This is a genomic window from Algibacter luteus (assembly GCF_900141715.1).
Lineage (GTDB): Bacteria > Bacteroidota > Bacteroidia > Flavobacteriales > Flavobacteriaceae > Arenitalea > Arenitalea lutea.
The window spans coordinates 262,186-284,568 of sequence record NZ_FQYK01000005.1; the positions used below are offsets into that span (position 1 = coordinate 262,186).

18 protein-coding genes and 1 tRNA gene are annotated in these 22,383 nt (G+C 31.9%); 15 read left to right on the plus strand and 4 right to left on the minus strand.

The window, feature by feature from the left end:
* Positions 1-43 precede the first annotated feature (43 nt).
* Both porN and BUA46_RS11325 read left to right on the plus strand, forming a co-directional pair.
* On the plus strand, positions 44-934 hold the full coding sequence (porN, locus tag BUA46_RS11320; protein WP_019388235.1) for a type IX secretion system ring subunit PorN/GldN: 891 nt from the start codon (positions 44-46) through the stop codon (positions 932-934).
* A gap of 118 nt (positions 935-1,052) precedes the next feature.
* On the plus strand, positions 1,053-2,096 hold the full coding sequence (locus BUA46_RS11325; protein ID WP_019388236.1) for an NAD(P)/FAD-dependent oxidoreductase: 1,044 nt from the start codon (positions 1,053-1,055) through the stop codon (positions 2,094-2,096).
* 143 nt (positions 2,097-2,239) lie between these two features.
* On the opposite strand, the gene BUA46_RS11330 is transcribed toward BUA46_RS11325, so the two are convergent.
* Positions 2,240-2,623: a DUF983 domain-containing protein gene (locus BUA46_RS11330; protein WP_019388237.1), complete on the minus strand. Its 384-nt coding sequence runs from the start codon at positions 2,621-2,623 to the stop codon at positions 2,240-2,242.
* Between the two features lie 85 nt (positions 2,624-2,708).
* Here BUA46_RS11330 and BUA46_RS11335 point away from each other — a divergent pair, with 85 nt between their 5' ends.
* The 9 genes from BUA46_RS11335 to BUA46_RS11375 all read left to right on the plus strand — a co-directional run bounded on the left by BUA46_RS11335 (position 2,709) and on the right by BUA46_RS11375 (position 13,893).
* Positions 2,709-4,619 (plus strand): ABC transporter ATP-binding protein, encoded by a 1,911-nt coding sequence (locus BUA46_RS11335; RefSeq protein ID WP_026010105.1) that lies wholly within the window; start codon positions 2,709-2,711, stop codon positions 4,617-4,619.
* Between the two features lie 82 nt (positions 4,620-4,701).
* Positions 4,702-5,829: an efflux RND transporter periplasmic adaptor subunit gene (locus tag BUA46_RS11340; RefSeq protein WP_019388239.1), complete on the plus strand. Its 1,128-nt coding sequence runs from the start codon at positions 4,702-4,704 to the stop codon at positions 5,827-5,829.
* A complete protein-coding gene (locus BUA46_RS11345; RefSeq protein WP_019388240.1) occupies positions 5,829-9,026 on the plus strand; it encodes an efflux RND transporter permease subunit in 3,198 nt (1,065 codons plus the stop codon). Before BUA46_RS11340 ends, BUA46_RS11345 begins: the two co-directional genes overlap by 1 nt.
* Positions 9,016-10,332 (plus strand): TolC family protein, encoded by a 1,317-nt coding sequence (locus BUA46_RS11350; protein ID WP_019388241.1) that lies wholly within the window; start codon positions 9,016-9,018, stop codon positions 10,330-10,332. The genes BUA46_RS11345 and BUA46_RS11350 overlap by 11 nt, the downstream gene beginning before the upstream one ends.
* A 126-nt stretch (positions 10,333-10,458) precedes the next feature.
* A complete protein-coding gene (locus tag BUA46_RS11355) occupies positions 10,459-11,283 on the plus strand; it encodes a hypothetical protein (protein ID WP_019388242.1) in 825 nt (274 codons plus the stop codon).
* A gap of 68 nt (positions 11,284-11,351) precedes the next feature.
* Positions 11,352-11,534, plus strand: a complete 183-nt coding sequence (locus BUA46_RS11360; protein ID WP_072794749.1) for a CPXCG motif-containing cysteine-rich protein — start codon at positions 11,352-11,354, stop codon at positions 11,532-11,534.
* A gap of 119 nt (positions 11,535-11,653) precedes the next feature.
* Positions 11,654-11,726, plus strand: a tRNA-Met gene (locus BUA46_RS11365).
* Between the two features lie 935 nt (positions 11,727-12,661).
* Entirely contained in the window at positions 12,662-12,973 is a 312-nt protein-coding gene (locus BUA46_RS11370; RefSeq protein WP_019388243.1) for a helix-turn-helix domain-containing protein, read from the plus strand.
* A complete protein-coding gene (locus BUA46_RS11375) occupies positions 12,970-13,893 on the plus strand; it encodes a hypothetical protein (protein WP_019388244.1) in 924 nt (307 codons plus the stop codon). The genes BUA46_RS11370 and BUA46_RS11375 overlap by 4 nt, the downstream gene beginning before the upstream one ends.
* Before the next feature lie 79 nt (positions 13,894-13,972).
* Here BUA46_RS11375 and BUA46_RS11380 read toward each other — a convergent pair whose 3' ends face one another.
* Both BUA46_RS11380 and BUA46_RS11385 read right to left on the minus strand, forming a co-directional pair.
* Complete coding sequence (locus tag BUA46_RS11380; RefSeq protein WP_019388245.1) at positions 13,973-14,395, minus strand: hypothetical protein; 423 nt, start codon at positions 14,393-14,395, stop codon at positions 13,973-13,975.
* A gap of 1 nt (position 14,396) precedes the next feature.
* The gene (locus BUA46_RS11385) at positions 14,397-14,762 is read right to left on the minus strand and encodes a hypothetical protein (RefSeq protein ID WP_143148123.1); all 366 of its coding nucleotides are present in this window, start codon (positions 14,760-14,762) and stop codon (positions 14,397-14,399) included.
* A 195-nt stretch (positions 14,763-14,957) separates the two neighbouring features.
* On the opposite strand from BUA46_RS11385, the gene BUA46_RS11390 reads away from it, so the two are divergent.
* The 4 genes from BUA46_RS11390 (at position 14,958) to BUA46_RS11405 (ending at position 20,888) form a co-directional block, all read left to right on the plus strand.
* A complete protein-coding gene (locus BUA46_RS11390) occupies positions 14,958-15,188 on the plus strand; it encodes a helix-turn-helix domain-containing protein (protein ID WP_019388247.1) in 231 nt (76 codons plus the stop codon).
* Positions 15,189-15,284: 96 nt separating this feature from the next.
* A complete protein-coding gene (locus BUA46_RS15245) occupies positions 15,285-17,129 on the plus strand; it encodes a DNA methyltransferase (RefSeq protein ID WP_019388248.1) in 1,845 nt (614 codons plus the stop codon).
* Between the two features lie 186 nt (positions 17,130-17,315).
* Complete coding sequence (locus BUA46_RS11400; protein WP_019388249.1) at positions 17,316-18,263, plus strand: Abi family protein; 948 nt, start codon at positions 17,316-17,318, stop codon at positions 18,261-18,263.
* A gap of 9 nt (positions 18,264-18,272) precedes the next feature.
* Positions 18,273-20,888: a DEAD/DEAH box helicase family protein gene (locus BUA46_RS11405; protein ID WP_019388250.1), complete on the plus strand. Its 2,616-nt coding sequence runs from the start codon at positions 18,273-18,275 to the stop codon at positions 20,886-20,888.
* On the opposite strand, the gene BUA46_RS11410 is transcribed toward BUA46_RS11405, so the two are convergent.
* Positions 20,881-22,179, minus strand: a complete 1,299-nt coding sequence (locus tag BUA46_RS11410; protein ID WP_019388251.1) for a tyrosine-type recombinase/integrase — start codon at positions 22,177-22,179, stop codon at positions 20,881-20,883. The genes BUA46_RS11405 and BUA46_RS11410 overlap by 8 nt on opposite strands.
* Positions 22,180-22,383 lie beyond the last annotated feature (204 nt).

A 22,383-nucleotide genomic window follows, 5' to 3' on the forward strand; every position in this document is an offset into this window, starting at 1 on the left:
AAAAAGATTACCTCTTATAGTTAAAATGTAAAACAAAATTAAGATGAAATTAAAACGTTTTTTATTAACCGCTGTTACAGTTTTTACAGCATGTGGTATGTTTGCGCAAGCCAATATACTTAATGCTAAAAGCCCTGAAGAAATTGGTGTAAGAACTGAAGCTCAAAAAGCAGTTGACAATGATAAACCTTTAGAATACGGTTATGTTGATGATAGAGACATCCTATTTTCTAAAATGGTTTGGGAAAAAATTGTTCTTGACGAACGTGCTAACTTCCCTTTGTATTACCCAATTGATACTAATAATATTGGTAGTGATAGAAGATCATTATATCATGTGCTAATGAAGAACATTAAAAACGGGAAAATAAAAAATATTTATGACGATTCTTATTTTACAACAAAAAGAACTTTAAAGGATATTCAGTCTGCATTAACTATGGTTGATACTACAGAGTTAGGTATCGAACAGTTAAATGCTGGTGAAGAATTATCGGCAGAGTTTATCAATAAAAGAGATATTACTGCTGCAGATATTAAAGAATATCACATTAAAGGACTTTGGTATTTTGATAAGCGTCAAGCTGAAATGAAATACAGACTTCTTGGAATTGCTCCGGTAGCTCCAGATGTGAACTTTATTGATGATGCTGAACCAGATTTAGTGCCTTTATTTTGGGTATTTTTCCCAGATGCTAGAGAGGTATTACACGAAGCGAAATCTTTTAACAATCAAAACAGTTCGATGCCATTTTCTTTTGATCATGTGCTGAACGCAAGACGTTTTCAAGGATATATCTTTAGAGAAGAGAATGTTCAAGGCGATAGAGCGGTTAACGAATATGTGTCTCAGAACGCTTTGATGCAATTACTTGAATCTGAAAGAATTAAAGATAAAATTCGAGATTTTGAATTGGATATGTGGACTTATTAAGCCATAATAATAAACAAATAAATGAAAAACGCCCGCTTATAAAGTGGGCGTTTTTTTATTGTCATTTGAGGTAAATCGTCGCTTAAACATATAAAACTGATTATCTTCGCAATTCATTATGCAAGTAGATTATATTATAGTTGGGATTGGGATTGCAGGCATTAGCTTTTGCGAACAGTTAAGAGCACATGAAAAGCGTTTTGTAGTGTATGATAACGCATCTCAGCAATCTTCAACCGTTGCGGGGGGACTTTACAACCCGGTGGTGTTAAAACGTTTTACATCGGTTTGGAAAAGCACGGAGCAGTTGGAGATTGCTTTACCAGTTTATGCCAACATTGAAAAAAGGTTAAAGGTAAAATTAGATTATAAAATTTCCGTTTATAGAAAGTTTGCATCACTGGAAGAGCAAAATGATTGGTTTACAGCTTCTGATAAGCCTTTGCTTACTAGATATCTTTCTCCAATAGTTATAAAAAACGATAATAAATTTATTGATGGTAATTTCGGTTTTGGGGAGGTGTTAGAAACTGGTAGGATAGACGTGAAAACCTTGATTGATATCTATAAAGCTGATTTGTTAGCTAATAAGCTTTTATTTGAAGAACCTTTCAATTATGATACCATTCAGATTCAAGAAAACGCCATTACCTATAAAAATATTGATGCAAAATATGTTGTTTTTGCTGAAGGTTTTGGGGTTAAAAAGAACCCCTATTTTAAAAATTTACCGCTCGTACCTGCTAAAGGTGAATTGCTCACTATACATGCACCAGAATTAAAAATGGATTTTGTTTTAAAAGCGGGCGTGTTTTTAATTCCGTTGGATAATGATTTATACATTGTTGGCGCCACTTACGAGTGGAAAGATTTAAGCCATGATACAACAAATAAGGCAAAAGAGGAGCTTTTAAGTAAATTGAACAAGCTTATTAATTGTCCGTTTGAAGTCGTTAATCAGGTAGCTGGAATACGGCCAACTGTTAAAGACAGAAGACCTTTAGTAGGACGCCATAAATCACATAAAAACCTTTTAGTTTTAAATGGCCTTGGTACTCGGGGTGTGATGATTGGACCTTATGTGGCTAAACAATTGTACGATTTTGTTGAAAATAGCTTACCACTGCAAAGCGATATTGATATTAATCGTTTTGAAAACTAATGGTTTAATTTATACTAGAAAGGTGAGTTTACTTGTGCGTTAGGGATTGTAGTGGCTTTCTTTTGCCGAGGCGCGCATCGAGGCAAAACTAATAACGTAAAGCCCGACCCTTGCGGTAACCTGCCTGCCGGCAGGCGCCCAAATTATTTTTTAGCTAAAGTTTTATCGTAACTCATAAAAAAGTTAATCCAAATGTTTCTTGAAAGTCGCATTATTATTGGCATAAACACGATTAATGTGGCAATTATTGAAATAAACATAGCATTTAAGCCTGCGTTGAAAATATAGAAACTGATAACGAATGCTGCCACAGCAAAAGCTATACCAACAGCATAACTTACGTACATAGCACCGTAAAAAAATGAGGGTTCTATTTTGTATTTAGTGCTGCAATTACTGCAATTTTCGTGCATGCTTAATGCCTCGGAAAGGATATAAGGATTTTTGTTTTTATACATTGATTCCTCGTGACATTTTGGGCATGTGCCTGTGAATATGCTATATAATTTTGAGCCTTTTGTAAACATATAATTTAATGTATTTTTGCATCCTGAATTGCAGTGCAAAAATACTATATTATTAATATTGTATTGTGACTAAAGTTACATTTCTATGATGAACATTCATAATTTATCGATTTCATTTCAAGGCGAATACTTGTTTGAGGACCTTACTTTTAAGTTGGGTAATGGCGATAGGATAGGGCTTATTGGGAAAAATGGTGCCGGTAAATCTACGATGCTTAAAATTTTATCTAAAGAAATGGAGCCTGATACAGGCCAAATTGCTGCCGATAAAGAGCTTAAAATAGGATTCTTAAAACAGGATATTGATTTTGTTTTTGGAAGAACCGTTTTAGAAGAGTCTTACGAGGCATTTACCGAAATTAAGGCTATTGAAGCTAAAATGGAAACGGTAAATAACCAACTGGCAGAACGTACAGATTATGAAAGTGACGGTTACCATCAATTAATGGTTGATGTTAATGAATTGCAGCATCAATACGAGATACTAGGCGGTTATAACTACCAAGGGGATACCGAGAAAATTTTACAAGGATTAGGTTTTAAACGCGAAGATTTTGATAAACTAACAGATACATTTTCTGGAGGTTGGCGTATGCGTATTGAGTTGGCAAAACTCTTACTTCAAAATAACGATATTTTACTTTTAGATGAGCCTACAAACCACTTGGATATTGAATCTATTATTTGGTTGGAGGGGTTTTTAAAAAATTATGCAGGCGCCGTAGTTATTGTATCGCATGATAAAATGTTTTTGGATAACGTGACTAACAGAACCATTGAGATTTCTTTGGGGCGTATTTACGATTATCCGAAACCTTATTCCAAATATTTAGTATTACGTGATGAATTAAGAACGCAACAATTAGCATCTCAAAAAAATCAGCAAAAACAGATTGAACAAACCGAGAAATTAATTGAGAAATTTAGAGCCAAAGCTTCAAAAGCTACCATGGCTCAATCTTTAATTAAAAAGTTGGATAAAATTGATAGGATTGAAGTTGATGAGGACGATAATAGTGTAATGACACTTAATTTCCCTGTTTCAATTACTCCAGGTAAAGTGGTGGTGGAAGCGGAAAATATTTCGAAAAATTACGGGGATAACGAAGTTTTGAAAAGTATTGATTTATTTATTGAGCGCGATAGCAAAACAGCTTTTGTTGGGCAGAATGGTCAAGGAAAATCAACTTTAGCCAAAATAATAGTTGGCGATATTAAATACAATGGGTCTTTAAAACTAGGGCATAATGTGCAAATAGGGTATTTTGCTCAAAATCAAGCTGAATACTTGGACGGAAATAAAACCGTACACGATACTATGATTGATGCAGCTAATGAAACCAACCGAACTAAAGTGAGAGATATTTTAGGATCGTTTTTATTTAGAGGCGATGAGGTTGATAAATATGTTCGTGTGCTTTCTGGTGGTGAGCGTAATCGTTTAGCTTTAGCGAAGTTGATGCTGCAACCTTTTAATGTGCTTATTATGGATGAGCCTACAAACCATTTAGATATTAAGTCTAAAAATGTTTTAAAGGAAGCGCTGAATCGTTTTGAAGGAACGCTTATACTAGTATCGCATGATCGTGATTTTCTACAAGGACTAACAAATATTGTTTATGAATTTAAAGATCATAAACTCAAAGAGTATTTAGGCGATATTGATTTCTATTTAGAACAACGTAAAGTTGAAAGTTTGCGTGAGGTTGAAAAACGAACAGTCGTAAAAGAAACACCAAAAGTAAAAAAGCAGCAATCTTATCAAGATCAGAAAAAGGCCAAATCATTGAATAATAAGTTGAGTAATGTTGAAGCCAAGATTAATCAATTAGAACGCGATATTAAAGCGATTGATTTTGAACTTGAAACCAACTATGAAGAAACGACGGCAAAACCCGATTTTTTTAATAAGTACCAAAAAAAGAAATCTGATTTACAGGACTTAATGGATAAATGGGAAGGGATTCAGCTGGAAATTGAAGCCCTAGAAAATTAAGATTTTTTTTAAGTTTTTTTTAAGAACCTTAAATTAAACTAACAGGTAGATTTGTAGTCTAAAAAGTTATACAAATTAACCAATGCGAAAAATTATACTTTCTATAATAGGCGTTTTGCTTATTATTCTTTCTGTTTTATTTGCCAAAAATCTTATAGCTAATAAAAATAAACCCAAACCGGTAAGAGAAAAAGTTGTTAAAACGGTATTTGTCGATACGGTTGTAAATGGCAATGTGAAAATTGTCATTCCTGCTAACGGTAGCTTAGTGGCTAAACGCAGAGTAGAATTGTATGCTGAAGTTCAAGGTGTTTTTAAGCCTTCAAATGTGCTTTTTAAACCAGGTCAGAAATACAGTAAAGGACAGGCTCTAATTCGCATTGATGCTTCTGAATATTATGCAAGTGTGCAATCTGCTAAAAGTAATTTGTATAACACCATTGCAGCTATTATGCCAGATTTACGCTTGGATTTTCCTGATGTATATCAAAAATGGCTAGCTTATTTAAATGGTTTCGATTTGAATAAATCAACACCAGAACTTCCTAAATTAACTTCAGATAAAGAAAACTATTTTATAACGGGTCGGGGTATTGTATCGAGCTATTATAACGTTAAAAATTTAGAACAGCGGCTTTCTAAATATACCATAACGGCACCATTTACTGGCATTTTAACTGAAGCTTTGGTTACTGAAGGATCGTTGATTAGAAGCGGTCAAAAATTAGGTGAATTTATAGATCCAACAATTTATGAAATGGAAGTGGCATTAAGTAAAACTTATGCGAGTTTACTTAAAGTTGGAGAACCCGTTAAGCTTAATAATTTGGATAAAACGGAAACTTATAAAGGGGTTGTTTCACGTGTTAATGGAAGTATAGATGCGACTACACAAACCATTACCGCATATATTGAAGTTCGCGATGAGAGCTTAAAAGAAGGCATGTATCTTGAAGCAAATTTAGATGCTAAAGAAGAGCAAGATGTTATAGAAATAGATCGCAATTTACTTTTAGAGAATAATCAAGTTTTTGTTATTCGCGATAGCATATTGGATATTATTGATGCTAAACCTATTTATTTTTCAGATACCAAAGTGGTTTTAAAAGACATTCCTAATGGTACTGTTATTCTTAAAAAATCGGTACCTGGAGCCTATGCTGGTATGCTGGTAAAGCCATTTAAAAATTCTGAAAATAACCAAAACTAATGAGGAAGTTAATAAGTTATTTTATTAAATACCATGTTGCTGTTAATGTTTTTATTATAGCATTTATAGTATTCGGGGTTATTGGAGTTAGGTCTCTAAAATCGTCCTTTTTTCCGTTAGTTGATTCCAAAATAATAACCGTTAGTATTGCTTACCCTGGGGCTTCGCCACAAGAGATAGAAGAAGGTGTTGTTTTAAAAATAGAAGATAATTTAAAAGGCCTAAGAGGCATCGATAGGGTAACTTCAGTGTCTCGCGAGAATAGTGGAACAATAACAGTAGAAATTGAGAAGGGCGAGAATATTGATTTTATGCTGCTCGAAGTTAAAAATGCGGTTGATCGTGTGCCATCGTTTCCAACTGGTATGGAGCCATTGGTTGTTTCAAAAAGAGAAGAAGTAAGAGAAACTATTTCGTTCGCTATTAGTGGCAAAGACATACCATTGGCCACATTAAAGCAATTGGGCAGACAAGTAGAAAATGATTTGCGAGCAATTGATGGCATTTCGCAAATTGAGGTCACCGGATATCCTGAAGAGGAAATTGAAATTGCTGTTAATGAATCGAGTCTTTTGGCTTATAATTTAAGTTTTCAAGATGTTGCAAATGCGGTTAGCAGATCGAATATTCTGGTAACAGGAGGAAATATAAAAACCGATACCGAAGAGTATTTAATACGGGCTAATAATAGGTCTTATTACGGTGTTGAGCTTTCAAATGTGATTATTAAAGCAAGTGGAGATGGTAAAACGGTACGTTTAAAAGACGTGGCTATTGTTCGAGATCGATTTTCGGAAACTCCAAACGCTTCTTACTTCAATGAAGATTTGGCTGTAAATGTTTCGGTTACCAGCACCAATACTGAAGATTTGATTTCAGCTGCCGATAAGGTTAAAGCTTATATTGAAGATTATAATCAAAGTCATAACAATGTTAAGCTAAATGTGGTTAGAGATTTATCCATTACATTAAATCAACGAACACAACTTTTAATAGAAAATGCTATTGCTGGAATCTTCCTAGTATTAATATTTCTATCCCTGTTTTTAAATACGCGTTTAGCCTTTTGGGTAGCTTTTGGACTTCCTATTTCGTTTCTAGGTATGTTTATTTTTGCTGGGCAGTTTGATGTTACTATTAACGTGCTTTCGCTTTTTGGGATGATAATTGTTATTGGTATTTTGGTAGATGATGGAATAGTTATTGCCGAAAATATCTATCAGCATTACGAAAAAGGAAAAACACCTAAACAGGCAGCTATTGATGGGACTTTAGAAGTTATACCTCCCGTAGTTTCAGCAATTATTACAACCCTGTTAGCATTTTCATTATTCCTGTTTTTAGATAGTAGAATAGGCGAATTTTTTAGCGAAGTATCTGTAATCGTTATATTGACATTAGTAGTTTCTTTAGTTGAAGCTTTAATTATTTTGCCAGCGCATTTGGCACATTCTAAAGCATTGACCAAGCAAGTTGAAGAAGAGAACCCTTCAAAACTTAAGCAATTCTTTACTAAAATGCGCGTCATTAATCGTTTTGGCGATAAAATAATGGCCTTTTTAAGAGACCGCGTTTATACGCCAGTATTACAATTTGTATTAAGTTTTAAAATGCTTTCATTAGGAATTTTTGTAGCATTACTGGTGCTTACTATTGGCTCAATAGGTGGAGGTATTATTGGAGTTACTATTTTTCCTTCCATTGCAAGTGATAGAATTACTGTAGAACTAGATATGCCAAATGGAACTCATGTTCAAATAACAGATTCGATAATTTCTATGATTGAACAGAAATCTTATATCGTAAACAAGGAATTAACAGACGAATATTTAAAAGGAACTGATAAAGAATTATTTGAAAATACCATTTTAACCATAAGCAGTTCATCTAGTGCACAACTTCAAATAAACATGTTGCCTGGTGAAGAAAGACCAGATGCTATTAACTCCTCATTAGTAGCAAATCGACTAAGAGAGTTGGTTGGCCCAATTATAGGTACAGAACGGTTAGTTTTTGGTTCGGGTGGAAATTTTGGTGGAAGTCCAGTTTCAGTAGCCCTATTAAGTAATAATATTGAAGAATTAAAAGCGGCGAAATTAGAGCTAAAAGAAGTACTTCAAACCAATCCGTTATTAAAAGATATTGAGGATAATGACCCTGCCGGTATTAAAGAAATTCGATTACAACTAAAAGAAAGCGCCTATTTATTAGGTTTAGACTTAAGTACCGTCATGTCTCAAATAAGGGCTGGGTTTTTTGGTGTTCAATCACAGCGCTTTCAGCGTGGGCAAGACGAAATTCGCGTGTGGGTGCGTTATGATAGAGCGAACAGAGAATCAATCAATAATTTAGATGATATGCGTATTGTAACACCTTCTGGAGAGCGGGTGACATTAAAGGATATTGCAAGTTATAGTATTGAAAGAGGTGATGTTGCCATAAACCATTTGGAAGGTCAGCGTGAAATTCAAATTTCGGCAGATTTAAAAGATCCAAGTAGTAGTGCAACTGATATTTTAAATGATATAAAATCGAATATAATACCAAATATTCAATCTAAATATCCAACAATTTCTGCTTCTTTTGAAGGACAAAATAGAGAAGCTACTAAATTATCAACGTCCTTAAAAAATGCAGGAATACCAATCTTACTTCTCATATATATAACCATAGCCTTCACTTTTAGAAGTTATAGCCAGCCCATTTTATTAATATTATTGGTGCCATTTAGTTTAACCGCAGTGGCTTGGGGTCACTGGTTATTGGGCTTCTCGGTTAATGTATTATCAATGCTTGGAATTATTGCATTAATTGGAATTATGGTTAATGACGGTTTGGTGTTAATTGGTAAATTCAACACCAATTTAAGAGAAGGTATGACGTTTGATTTGGCATTATCAGAAGCCGGAAAATCACGATTCAGGGCTATTTTCTTAACCTCTTTAACTACGGTTGCAGGATTAGCGCCGCTGTTATTAGAAAAAAGTAGGCAAGCGCAATTTTTAAAACCTATGGCCATTTCCATTTCATTTGGTATAGCCTACGCAACGGTTTTAACCTTATTGGTGTTGCCTTTATTTTTGTCATTTAGTAACAGTATTAAAAAGAACGCAAAATGGCTAGCTACGGGTAACGACGTAACAAAAGAAGAAGTAGAACGCGCTATTAAAGAACAAAAAGAAGAAAATGAACATTAAAGTATTCTGTATTATAGCTTTGTTATTGTCGCAAATATTATTGTATGGACAAGAAATAATTACACCCGATAAAGCTGTACAATTAGCATTAGAAAACAATTACGGTATAAAATTGGCTAAAACGGATGTTGAAATTGCTCAAAACAATGCTAGTATTTTAAACTCGGGGTACTTACCTACGTTAACAGGAAATGCTGGCGGAACTTATAATTTAGATAATACAGAAGCTGAATTTTCAGATGGAAGAGTTACTACTCTTAAAGGAGCCGAAAGTTCTCGTTATTCAGCTTCTTTAGATTTGAATTACACTTTGTTTGATGGATTAGGGCGTATTTATAACTATAAACAATTAAAGGAAACGGAACAGCTCACCGAAATGCAAGCGCGAGAAACGATAGAAAACACAATCGTACAATTGTTTACAATTTATTACAGCGTTGCAGAACTAAAAGAAAACACCAATGCTATTAATCAAACTTTGTCTATATCCAAGGATAGGTTGGTTCGATCTGAATATCAATTTAATTATGGGCAGAGTACAAAACTAGCTGTACTTAATGCAGAGGTTGATATTAACAACGATAGCATAAGTTTGATGAATTCGCAGCAGCAATTGAAAAATTTTAAACGCGATTTGAACCTTGTTTTAGGTAATACGCTGAATGAAGTATTCGATGTAGATACCACTGTCGAATTTAAAAACCTATATGATAAAGAATTGCTATTAGAAAAGGCTAAAGCCAATAATATAAGCCTATTGCAGATTGATAAAAGTATTGCAATAAACAAGTTAGGTGTAAAATCTCAAATATCTGCTTACTTGCCAACTATAGGACTTACTGGGAGTTATGGATGGAATAAGAACAATAATAACGCCGCATCTTTTGTTGCTGTATCTACTAATACTGGATTGTCAGGGGGATTGAATTTAAGCTGGAATCTATTTGATGGTGGCAGGACTGTAACGAATGTTAAAAACGCAAAAATTAGCTTAGAGGCCAACACTATTCAGAAAGAACAACAGTTAGTGACTTTAGAACGCGATTTTAAAAACGCTTGGGAAGACTTCCAAAATAAGCTCAATATTTATAAGCTTCAAGAAGAAAATATTGAAACAGCCCGAAACAATTTTGAGCGTACAGAGGAAAAGTTTAAGTTAGGTCAAGCAACTTCAATTGAGTTTAGACAGGCTCAACTTAATTTATTAAGCGCAGAGTTTAATAAAAATCAAGCTAAGTATTTAGCGAAAATCGCTGAATTACAGATGCTTCAAATAAGTGGAGAGCTATTAAATGTAGATTTTTAATTAGTGAAAGTGTACTTTGTCGACTTTTAAATGTTAAAATTATATGCATTTCATCGATAAAAATAGTTTTTAGTCTGGTTTAGTTCTATATTCGTATAAGAATTAATCCCAAATTTGACCAAAAACATGAAATCACTAAAGTTAATCGCAATTTGTTTCTTCGTTACAGCGTATTCGTTTGCTAACGTTTCTTCTAAAGATAAAAATGCTTTAATCGCTTTATATAAAGCGACTAACGGAGCAGAATGGAATTCCTCTTGGGATTTAAGTACGTCTGTAGATAAATGGTATGGTGTTAAAATCGAGAACGATAAAATCATTGAAATTAATCTTCAATTTAATAACTTGAATGGAGAGTTACCAAAAGAAATTGGGAACTTATCAAGTTTAAAGGTATTGAATTTAGGATTTAATAAATTAAAAGGTTCTCTTCCTACTTCATTAAAAAACTTAAAAGAATTAAAGTCTCTAGAATTATTCATGAATGGTTTTGAAGGTGAAATACCTGCAGAATTAGGAGAATTAAAAAATCTTGAGATATTAAAATTATATAGTAATAAACTGTCTGGAGAAATTCCAACGTCGTTAATGGGTTTAACTAACCTTAAAGAACTTTTATTAGGAAGTAATTTTTTAACAGGACAGATTCCAACAGAAATTTATGCATTAAGTAAGTTACAAAAACTTAGTCTTATGGATAATAAAATGGATGGTGAAATTCCTGCAGAAATTGCACAATTAAGAAATTTAGAAGAGTTGTTATTATCAACTAATAAATTTTCTGGAGATTTACCAAAAGAGTTTATGAACCTTACAAAACTAAATACAATGATGGTGAGTGATAATAACTTAAACCAAGAGTATATTAGTGTTTCTGGTAAAAATCCTCCTTCATTGATGCAATTAGACATTGAAAATGCAACTGCAACTATGGACATTGAAAAAGAATAAATTATATTTTATAAATGAGTTTATGTTAAAAGGCCATCTTAATTGATGGCTTTTTTTTATTTTTAGTTATGCTAGAACATCATTTTACATGCCCTTATTGCTGGGAAACTATTTCTATGTTGCTTGATAATTCAATTTCTAATCAATCGTATATAGAAGATTGCGAGGTTTGTTGCAATCCAATCCAGGTTTCTTTGCAGTTCGCAAATTCAGAATTATCGGGTTTTCAAGCTCATAGTATTGAACAATAATATTTTCTAAAATTATTATTGCAGAAATTAAAAAGGGTTGTATATTTGCAGTCCGAAATGATTTGGTCGGCATTATGAACCGAAAGTTAAGAGCTAAGAAAATCATTTTAAGATTACATCGCGGGATAGAGCAGTAGGTAGCTCGTCGGGCTCATAACCCGAAGGTCACTGGTTCGAGTCCAGTTCCCGCTACTAATTTAAAGGTCAATCACTTGTTAATCAAATGGTTGACTTTTTTTCTTCCCGAAAATAGCCCGATTATTTATATTTGCCTTATTGAAAGCCAATGAAATTATGTCTATTTCATAAGCATTCACAAACAAAATAGTTCTACTTATGTAATTTACCTCTTTTTTTAATAGTGATTTTTTTAGGAATTTAATTTGAAATAGTAAACGTTGAAATAAAAAAGGGGCGGGACTGTAAAAAAACGATTGTTTATATCTTAATTATGCTAATGGTAGATGGAGATGGAGGGGCTTAAATAATATTTTTCTAAAACCTACAAAAAACTTATATAAAACTGGTTGTAAAATTAATAGCACATTAATTGTGACAGCTACCTCTTAAATGTTGTTTTTACTGGGGTTATTAGTTTTTCTTAACGAAAGAAATGTTAGACTTTATAAAATAAGTTGACGGATAAACTAGTCCATATTTTAAGGGTAAATATGCATTTTTAGTAAAACAGGGGTTAAAGTAAGTATTTGAAACCAAAACTTACGTTTAATGGAAAATGTGTAAACCTATAAAAAGACTATACGCACGCATGACAGGTAATTTAATCATTGATTGCGTTTATATTTAAAACTAAAAATTAACTGTTTTAGTGTTTTTTGGGGTAGACGCTAACACTTTTTCTCTTTTAAAATTCCAAAAAAAGAGTTTTTTACTTCGATTTTGTAGGTAAAATCTATATTTAAATCATAAAGTTTTCTTAAAAAACCAGTTTTAAATAAAGTAGTTTGGCTAAACTTCTAAACTACAATTAGTTACCGATTTTTACCCCTAGGTTTTATTTTACTTTATTTAAAGTGTTGTTTTGCAGCTATTTACGAGTATATCTTTGCCTTGTAGATAGTGATCACTTTACAACAATTTATAATTAATAAGAAAATTAAAGTAAAATGAATAATCAAGTAATACAACTCCTGCAAGTGTCAATGGATGACTTGAAGGAAATAATTAAAGAAGCGGTCTTGTCGGTAATTCCGCCACCGCCAACAAAAAACTTAAATCTAGGTTTAAATGATAGTGATTCAATCCCAGATGATGACTTGTTAACCACAAAAGAGGTTAGTGTTATCTTAAAGGTTTCTTCTACTTCCTTGTGGAGGTATAATAAACAGGGTGTCCTAAAAATTAAAAATAAGATAGGAAGAAAGGTCTATTATTCTAAAAAAGATGTGTTTGACTTTATAAAAGGTAATGTGATATGATAGATTTATTAAAATTCTATATGAAAAACAGGAAGTTATTTATAAAGAACATAGAAAATTCAAATGAGGTAGATTTAAGGATGTGCATCAACTCTAAAACTGGAGAAATTTTAGAGAAACAAACTGCGCATTATAAAAATTTGTTTATAGAGATAACAGAAAATCGAGCTACGATTAAAGGGAGTATTCATAAGTACTTTAATATTTTTGAGGGCCATGGGGAACAAAACTATAATGACTTTAGCTTTTGCGATTTTAAGTATGCTTTGAATAGACTACAAAATGCCTTAGATATAAACGGCAATGATACCTATATAACAAATTTAGAATTTGGTTTAAATATAGACATCGAGGAAGAACCCCAAAAGCTGATAGATAATTATATTTTAATGTATGATTATAAAATGCCTAACAGAAACGAAAAGTTTTACGGTAAGGGCGATTATTTGGAGTTTAAGACTACAGATTACAGTCTTAAAATTTATAATAAGTCAAAACAACATTCTTTAAAGAATAGAAATATTTTAAGAGTAGAGTTAAAAATTACTGGCGCAAGGTATTTAAAAAAACACTTTAACATTTACACAGTTAATGACCTAGATAGAGATAGGTTTAAGAAGCTATTTGATAAACTTTTAGAGCATTTCGATAAATTACTAATCGTTGACACATTGTCCCTTAAAAACAATCATAGAATGGACGAAATGATATTCTTTCAAAATGGTATTAGTGCAACATATTGGAAAGATTTAAAAAACAAAGTGTCTTCTAAAGTGAGGTACAGGTTTAAAAACGATTTTAATAATCTTCTTAATAAATATAGACTACTTAAAACAAAGAAAAAGTTAAGAATACTGTTAGTGAAGAAGTACAAAGAATTAATGGACTGCGATTGTGGGATTTTTACAAATGTTGCTTAGTATAAGAGGGGGTAGTTGTTATTAGTTATATAGCTTACAATTATCCCTCTATTATATTTCTTTCATTCTCCTTTAATTATTACTTATTTAGGGTAGAGGCTTTTTTAGACACTCTTTTAGTAGCTTCATCAATAGAGTAGTTAATTTGTTCCTTACTTAAAATAGAAATGAGGTCTGGAGTACTAAAAATAGAGTTCTTCATCACTTCTTTTTGCTTTTCTATAAAAGCATCCATATATTTCTTTAAGTAGTCAGGGTTTTCTTGGATTGTTACAGGGACAGTTTCGATAGCAAAAGTTAAAGCTTTATATAATTTTGTTTCTGTTAGTTGCTCAATTTTTTTCATAGCAACTTCCTGAGACTTCATAGTAGCTTCAATGCTATCCATAGTAACTCTTCGTGGTTCTGGTTTCGGTCTAGTTTTTTGTTTTTGACTAGAACTAGAAATATTTACAATAACTACTACGATTAGTATAAAAAACCCGATATATATAAATGCCATACTATATGTTGTTCTTGTTATAAAAAGTTTTAACTGAGAATTTAACAACTGTTCCCAACTGATAATATTCAGCATTACTAGTTGTAAAAGTTAGTTCATTATTATTGACTGTAAAGGAGTCTGCAACATTATCATCAATCTGGAGTTTATTTCCATCAGGAGTAGCCCATGTAAAATTTCCATATAAAGGACTGTTCCCTGGATACTCTGAAACTTTTGTGCCTGTACCGTCATCGTTAAATATCATTATTCGTGTTGCAGTATCACTATTAAGACTTCCTTGTATTTGAGATTTAGTAACACTAGTCCCATTAAGGTCTGTAATTTCTAAAACCTCATGGTGGGTTAGTTTCCAAGGGCTGTTCATAATTAACAGTTCAGATTGACTTAGTTGAAGGTCTTTGTTGTCATCAGAAGATGTACAGTCAAAAAGCAAAATAACAGATAATAAAAGAAGTATTTTTTTCATAACGTAGGTTTTATAGAACTAATGTAAGTGAATTTATTTAATTAACCCAAATTTGGGTTAAGGTTTTCGATGTGATTCTCGCATTTTTAACTGATGTTAACAAAGAGCGAGGAAAATAAAATTTTGACAGAGCTTGGTAAACGAGTTCGGGAATTAAGAGAACAAAAGAATGTTACTCAATACAACCTTGCTACAGATGCCGAAATATCTAAAAATCAAGTAGGCAGACTGGAGAGAGGCGAATATAAAGTGTCTATTATTACCCTTGTAAAACTTGGAAAAGCCCTTGATGTTGACTTTAGGGAGTTCTTCAAATACCTATAGTATATTTTTAGTTTTTTTATATAACAATTCAGACGTATAATTATTAATTATGCTATTTTTGAATAATCTGTAAATATATCTAGGACGAACCAAAGAATGCAAAATCTACAAAACGAACTTATAGAACTACTTAAACACGAAGACAATTTAGTAGTCGATAACCAACTTAATAAAAATAAAATAATAGAAGCTGCTTTAAAGGTTGAACCCTTTTTAATAAGCCTCTTAATTAAGAACGAGACCTTTAAAAAACACTTCTTTCAAGAGGTGGAAAATGTATTGGTGTTCGATAAAATTAACTTTCAGCGATTTGTAAATAACAAGTCTTTTTTACCTGATAGTTATACAGCCTTTAAAAATAAAATAGGGTTAGCAATTAACGACGACACTGTAGATAATTTCATTAAAACTAAAAATGACGTGGTTTTGGTATGGCCTCATAAAGATTGTGTGTTAGAAGGAGGGCAAACGAAAGAAGACCAAAAAAGAAATGAGATATTTTGGAATGAAACCCTCGCTCCTGATAGTGTAGATAGATTATTAGATGCAAAAGCGTTTACCAACTTTAAAAGATATGACAAAAAGGGGGAACATAAAATAACAGAATTTAAAGGAGATGAAAACTTAATTCTAAAAGGGAACAACTTATTAGTTCTTTCGTCATTGCTAAAAACACATAGAGGCAAAATAAAGCTTATTTACATAGACCCACCATATAACACAGGAGGCGATACTTTTATGTATAACGATTCCTTTAACCATTCTTCTTGGTTGACTTTTATGAAAAATCGTTTGTTAATAGCAAAAGAGTTATTACATCCAGAAGGAAGTATTTTTATACAAATAGATGATTTTGAAGATGCTTATTTAAAGGTTTTAATGGATGAACTTTTTAAGCCAGAGAATTTTAGAAATAAAATAACATGGAAACGAAGGGGGGGTAGTGCAAATCCAAAGAATAGACTTAATAATGTTGTAGATTATATTTTGTGGTATTCAAAAAATGAAAATTTTACTTTTCATACTCCATTTACTATTGACGATCCAAACACAAAGAAATATATTAAAGAAAGGTTTACAAACGTAGATGAAAATGGAAGGAAATTTATGAAATCTCCCTTGCAAAGCCCAAATCCAAGACCAAATTTAATGTATGATTATAAAGGATTCAAAACTCCTAAAAATGGATGGTCAATTTCAGAAGAAAAAATGAAGGAATGGGATGCAGAAGGCAAGCTATGGTTTCCAGATGACAAAGAAAAAAATATAAATAGAAAAATATATTTAGATGAATATTCAGGGCAACCAGTTTCAAGTTTATGGACTGACATAAGTGTAATAAATCCTATGAGTAAAGAAAGGGGAGAGTTTGAAGGAGGTCAAAAACCTGAAGCCCTACTTCATAGAATAATTGAAATGGTTACAGATGAAGGCGATTATGTTTTAGATTTTTTTGTTGGTAGTGGTACAACTTGTGCAACTGCTCATAAAATGAATAGAAAGTACATTGGAGTTGAGCAGTTAAATTACATAGAGCCTATTCCTGTTCAGCGTATAATTGATGTTACTAAAGGCGACGAGGCAGGAATTTCAAAAAAAGTAAATTGGCAAGGTGGCGGTACTTTTGTCTATGCTGAATTATTGGAGTACAACCAATACTTTGTAAATAAAATTCAAGAAGCTAAAACCAAAGAAAATATTATAGCTATTTGGAGCGAAATGCAAGACAAAGCATTCATATCCTATCAATTTGATAAAGACATCTTTAATAATAGCTTAGAAGCCTTTAAAACAGCTTCAATAGAGACTATGCAACACTATTTAATAGAAATATTAGATAAAAACCAATTGTATGTTAATTTTAGTGAAATTGAAGATAAATCTTTTAATGTAAGTGAAGAAGATAAGGCTTTAAACTATTCATTTTATAATATAAAATAGGGTATGGTTTTTGTTTATAAAATTAAATATATGTTAATAAGTTTGCAAAAGGTAGTTTTATTATCTACTTTTGTACAACAATTAGATACTAACAACACTTTTACAAGAGTGTTTCAAAATAACGTGGTTATCCTGCCTCTTCACAATGCACACTGGATAACCCTTTTTAATTTAAAGCGGTAAGGTATGGCAAAGAAACCTTATACAAAACCACCGCTTACTTTTCAAGCTCAAATACAAAAATGGATAGATAGAGGTTTACAAGTGCCTGACATATATAGGGCACAAAGCTATTTATCGCATATAAGCTATTACCGTTTAAGTGCTTATTGTTTGCCTTTTCAAAGTGTAAAGGACACGTTTGATGCAGGTACTACTTTTGATGATGTTTTAAATTTGTATCTTTTTGATAGAGAATTAAGGCTTTTAATTTTAGATGCTATAGAACGTATTGAAATAGCTTTAAGAACCAAAATTATATATGATTTAGCCCATAAATACGGCTCACACTGGCAAGATAATCAAGGCGTATTTAAAGCCCCTTACACAAATAGAAACGGAACTTATATTGACCCTTTTGGCAGTTTGCAAACATATTTAAATAAAGAGTATAATTCTTCAGACCCCGAAGTTTTTATTAAGCACTATTTTGACAATTATGATACACCACCTAATCCACCTTCTTGGATGGCTATAGAGTTGGTAACTGTAGGAGGTTTGTCAAGGTTATATAGTAATTTAGCTAATGACGATGATAAAAAGTTAATAGCACGAAATTATAAATTACCACATTTTGTATTTCAGTCTTGGTTTCATTCTATGACGCATTTAAGAAACTTATCTGCTCATCATTGTAGAGTTTGGAATAGGGAATACAGAATTACACCGTCCTACCTAAAAAGCCCTAAATTTAATTGGGTTGATAATGCATTTGATATAAATAATAGGACGTTTTATTACCTTAATGTTTTAAAATATTTTTTAAATATTATTAACCCGAACAACTCTTTTAAAACTAAACTAGAAGCACTTTTTACAAAGTATCCTAACATAAAAATCGAGTATATGGGCTTGCCAACGGATGCCTTTGGAAATGTAAAAGATTGGAAAGCTGAACCACTTTGGAAAAAATAAAATATTTTTATGAATTTATTTAATCAGGACAATTTACAACGCTTAGACAAACGAATATCTGTTGTTTTTGAAGACGGTATTAAAGAAATAGAATTGTCTCCTATTATTAAAAATAATTTAAGGTTTGCACCGAGACCATACCAAGTAGAAGCTTTCTCTTATTTTAATTATTATATAAATAACCCTCGTTTAAGGCTAAAACCTACACAAGTGTTGTTTCACATGGCTACTGGTAGTGGTAAAACCCTAATAATGGCAGGGGCAATGTTGGAATTGTATAAAATGGGTTATCGTAATTTTATTTTCTTTGTGAATACCGACACTATTATTCGTAAAACCAAGGAGAACTTTTTAAACCCTAGTAGCTCTAAATACCTTTTTAAGGAACAAATAAATATTGATGGCGTTAATGTGAATATTACCGAGGTAGAAAGTTTTGAGACTACAAATGATGCTGATATTAGTATTCTATTTTCTACTACACAGGGCTTACATTCTAAGTTAAACGCACCAAGAGAGAACAGTATCACTTTTGATGACTTTATAGACAAAGAAATAGTTTTAATAAGTGATGAAGCGCATCACATTAATACACTAACCAAGAAAACACTTTCACAAGAAGAAAAAAGTAATGCTACAAGTTGGGAATATACTGTACAACGCATATTAACATCGAACCCAAATAATGTTTTAATAGAGTTTACAGCAACATTAGAGTTAAATCATCCAAATGTAGCTTCTAAATACGCTAACAAATTACTCTTTGATTATTCGCTAACTAAATTTAGAGAAGATGGTTATTCAAAGGAAGTACAAACAAACCAAGTAGATTATCAGCCTATACAAAGGGCAATTGTAGCGGTTTTAATAAGTCAGTTCAAAAAGAAAATATTTGCTACTAAAGGTATTTTAGCGAAGCCAGTAATAATGTTTAAATCTAAAACAACTGCTGAAAGTGGAGTAATGGAAGAAGCCTTTAAAAAGGAAATACAAAACTTATCGGTGCAGAAATTAGAAGGCATAATTAAATTGGATAACGCTATTTTGGATAAGGCAGTAGCATATTTTAAAGAGCTGAACATATCGTTACAAAATTTAATAGATGAGATAAAAGAAGATTTTTCAGAAGATAAAATAATCTCTGTGAACTCTAAAAATGACACTGATGAAAAGCAAATAGTTATTAATAGCCTTGAAGACCATAATAACGAATATAGGGCAGTTTTTGCAGTAGATAAATTAAATGAGGGTTGGGACGTATTAAACTTATACGATATTGTTAGGCTGTATGATACCCGTGATGCTTCGGGAAGTAAACCAGGGAAAACAACTGTAGCCGAAGCGCAATTAATAGGCAGAGGTGCAAGATATTATCCTTTTCAACTAGAAGAAAGCCAAGAAATAGACAAGCGCAAATATGATAATGACTTAGAAAATATCATGCGTAATTGTGAGACCTTACATTATCACTGTTCACACAATCCAAGATACATAACAGAGTTAAATAATGCGCTCCGTCAAATAGGAATGTTTCCAGAAGAAAAGATTGAAGTTGATTTAATCTTAAAAGACGAATTTAAAGCAACATCTTTTTATAAAAACGGCTTTATATTCTTAAATAAAAAGGTAAAAAATAACCCTAAAACATTATTAGAGTACCAAGAGCCAGACATTGTAAAAAAGCATACTTACGCTTTAAGAACTAATCGTTCAGCTTCGACAACTATATTAGATAATGCTTCTGTAAAACAAAATAAATTACAAGCAAATTATTCTAATAAACATCATTTTTCTGTTTGGGACAAGACCATATTAAAAAAGGGGTTGAACAAAATCCCATTTTACCACTTTAGTAATATTAGACGTTATTTTCCTAGCGTTAAGTCTATAGACGATTTTATTACAGATGCTAAATATTTTGGTGGGGTAACAGTAGAAGTTACAGGGTTGCAAAAAGACACTAATAATTTATCGCCTCAACAAAAATTAGAAATAGTTATTGATGTTGCTACAAGAGTGGCAAACGAAATAGCAACAAAGTTTGGAGATTACAGAGGGACAAAATCCTTTTATAGAGAGCCTTTAAGAAAGTATTTTAGAGACAAGAAATTATCCTTTTCAGTGAATACAAATACTACAGCAGAAACAGGAAAACCAACCATGAGGAATGATATAGATCCAAAATACTTTGTGGATTTAAATAAAGCCGATTGGTATGTTTATAAAGAGAACTACGGCTCTTCCGAAGAAAAGTTTTTAGTAAAGTATTTCCATGATAATATAGATGAGCTAAAAGAAAAATTTAAGGACATATTTTTATTAAGAAATGAGAGGTTCTTTAAACTATATAGGTTTAGTGATGCAAAAGCTACCGAACCCGACTTTGTACTATTTATGACAGATAAAAATTCAGATGAAGAAGTTATTTACCAGTTATTTATAGAGCCAAAAGGAGACCATTTGTTATACAATGATGAATGGAAAGAGCAATTCCTTGCCGAAATAGAGAAAGAAGCTTTAATAGAATTATACCAAAACCAACAATATAAATTAATAGGGATGCCCTTTTATAACATGCAAAATAGAGAAGATGAGTTTTCAGAAAAATTATCTAGCATTATATAACTTTTAGTTTTGCTTTTCTTTCTTCTTCCCAATGCTCCCTAACTTGTTCAAGGTAATCTTCTGTGGCTTTTTTATTGTACCTATGTAGTTGTTCAGGACTGCTATGTGTAGTTATGGTCATTATTGCTTTATCAGGCAATACGTTTAAGTGATTTGTAATAAATGACCTTCTACAGGTATGTGAAGAAATTAATAAGTGTTTGGCATAGATGCCTCTTTCATTCCTGTTAGTTTCCTTGTTTCTTAAATCTCCGATAATTTCCTCATCAATATCTGCATTTTTGCAAATCACTTTTATTTCTTTGTTAAATAAATTTTCAAGGGATTTAGGGGTTAATTCAAATTCAGGTAACTTCCCGCCCCTTTTTTTGAGGATTGTTTTTATTTGTGGGTGTAGAGGTATTTTAACGGGTGCTATTGTCTTAACTGTGGCACTTATTAGCATATTATCGCCTACAATTTTTAGTCTTTCTATCTCGCTAAAATCACTTACCCTTAAACCTGTCCATAGTCCGATAATAAACAAATCTCTAATTTTGTCCTGTCTTTCATCTTTAATCTCTAATTCAAATATTTTTTTTATTTCGTCTTTGTTCAAATAGGTATCCAGTGTTTCGCCTCTTTTAACATAAAATCTTCTGCTTTCGTATTCAGGGTTATACTTATAGCCTTTTGTTTTTATTTCATTACAAAACATTTTTACCTGACTTATATATTTATTTATAGTGGTTTTAGAATAACCGCCATCAATGGATAGAAAACTTACAAATTTTGTGAAAAACTCTAAACCAATGTCAATATGTTTAAGTTTAGTCTTATGCTTGGTTTCAAATTCTTTTAATCGTGTAGATGTTGTTTTGTATTTTCTAATTGTTTTTATGTTAATAGGTTTTCCTGTATCGGGATTTATTCTTGAATTTGATTCTTCTATATAGTTGTCTATAAAAGGTATAAAAAACACTGTTGTGTCGTTTTCGTCCGTGGGTCTATTGTTAAATTTATTTACAGTATTGTCAAGCCATTGCTTAGTAATCAGTTCGCCTCTTGCTTCCGATTTGTTATATTCAGATACTATAGAGGTCTTTAAATCCTCTAACCTTTTAGTTATATCTTCTTTGTCCTCAATGTGTTCAGCAATGCTCTTAAAACGTTGTAGTTTGTTGTTCCAATGGTTTGGATTTATAAGCAATCTTATTTTAGATACTTCGTCAAAATCCTTGCTATGATAAAACCTAACATAAATGTGGGATGGGTTTTTCTTTCCTTTTACTATAAATCGTATTGATGCCATTTTTTTTATTGTCTTTCTATAGCTAATATATAAAATCTTCCCGAAATATTCCCGATTATTATGTAATTACTTGAATTTTTGTGAAATTTAAAGAAACCCATTAAGACAATAAACTCTTTATATATAAGGCTTTTAAGATGGTTTTTGAAATTATCTGAAATCTATTGAATTTCATTGTGGTAGTCCAGTTCCCGCTACTAAGAG

Bases quoted from the DNA above. Each gene is read 5' to 3' on its own strand.
- BUA46_RS11405 (WP_019388250.1), top strand. From the start codon at position 18,273: ATGAATTTATTTAATCAGGACAATTTACAACGCTTAGACAAACGAATA.
- BUA46_RS11400 (WP_019388249.1), top strand. From the start codon at position 17,316: ATGGCAAAGAAACCTTATACAAAACCACCGCTTACTTTTCAAGCTCAA.
- BUA46_RS11410 (WP_019388251.1), bottom strand. From the start codon at position 22,179: ATGGCATCAATACGATTTATAGTAAAAGGAAAGAAAAACCCATCCCAC.
- BUA46_RS11390 (WP_019388247.1), top strand. From the start codon at position 14,958: ATGTTAACAAAGAGCGAGGAAAATAAAATTTTGACAGAGCTTGGTAAA.
- BUA46_RS11345 (WP_019388240.1), top strand. From the start codon at position 5,829: ATGAGGAAGTTAATAAGTTATTTTATTAAATACCATGTTGCTGTTAAT.
- BUA46_RS11380 (WP_019388245.1), bottom strand. From the start codon at position 14,395: ATGGCATTTATATATATCGGGTTTTTTATACTAATCGTAGTAGTTATT.
- BUA46_RS11340 (WP_019388239.1), top strand. From the start codon at position 4,702: ATGCGAAAAATTATACTTTCTATAATAGGCGTTTTGCTTATTATTCTT.
- BUA46_RS11375 (WP_019388244.1), top strand. From the start codon at position 12,970: ATGATAGATTTATTAAAATTCTATATGAAAAACAGGAAGTTATTTATA.
- porN (WP_019388235.1), top strand. From the start codon at position 44: ATGAAATTAAAACGTTTTTTATTAACCGCTGTTACAGTTTTTACAGCA.
- BUA46_RS15245 (WP_019388248.1), top strand. From the start codon at position 15,285: ATGCAAAATCTACAAAACGAACTTATAGAACTACTTAAACACGAAGAC.
- BUA46_RS11335 (WP_026010105.1), top strand. From the start codon at position 2,709: ATGATGAACATTCATAATTTATCGATTTCATTTCAAGGCGAATACTTG.
- BUA46_RS11360 (WP_072794749.1), top strand. From the start codon at position 11,352: ATGCTAGAACATCATTTTACATGCCCTTATTGCTGGGAAACTATTTCT.
- BUA46_RS11325 (WP_019388236.1), top strand. From the start codon at position 1,053: ATGCAAGTAGATTATATTATAGTTGGGATTGGGATTGCAGGCATTAGC.
- BUA46_RS11370 (WP_019388243.1), top strand. From the start codon at position 12,662: ATGAATAATCAAGTAATACAACTCCTGCAAGTGTCAATGGATGACTTG.
- BUA46_RS11350 (WP_019388241.1), top strand. From the start codon at position 9,016: ATGAACATTAAAGTATTCTGTATTATAGCTTTGTTATTGTCGCAAATA.
- BUA46_RS11330 (WP_019388237.1), bottom strand. From the start codon at position 2,623: ATGTTTACAAAAGGCTCAAAATTATATAGCATATTCACAGGCACATGC.
- BUA46_RS11385 (WP_143148123.1), bottom strand. From the start codon at position 14,762: ATGAACAGCCCTTGGAAACTAACCCACCATGAGGTTTTAGAAATTACA.
- BUA46_RS11355 (WP_019388242.1), top strand. From the start codon at position 10,459: ATGAAATCACTAAAGTTAATCGCAATTTGTTTCTTCGTTACAGCGTAT.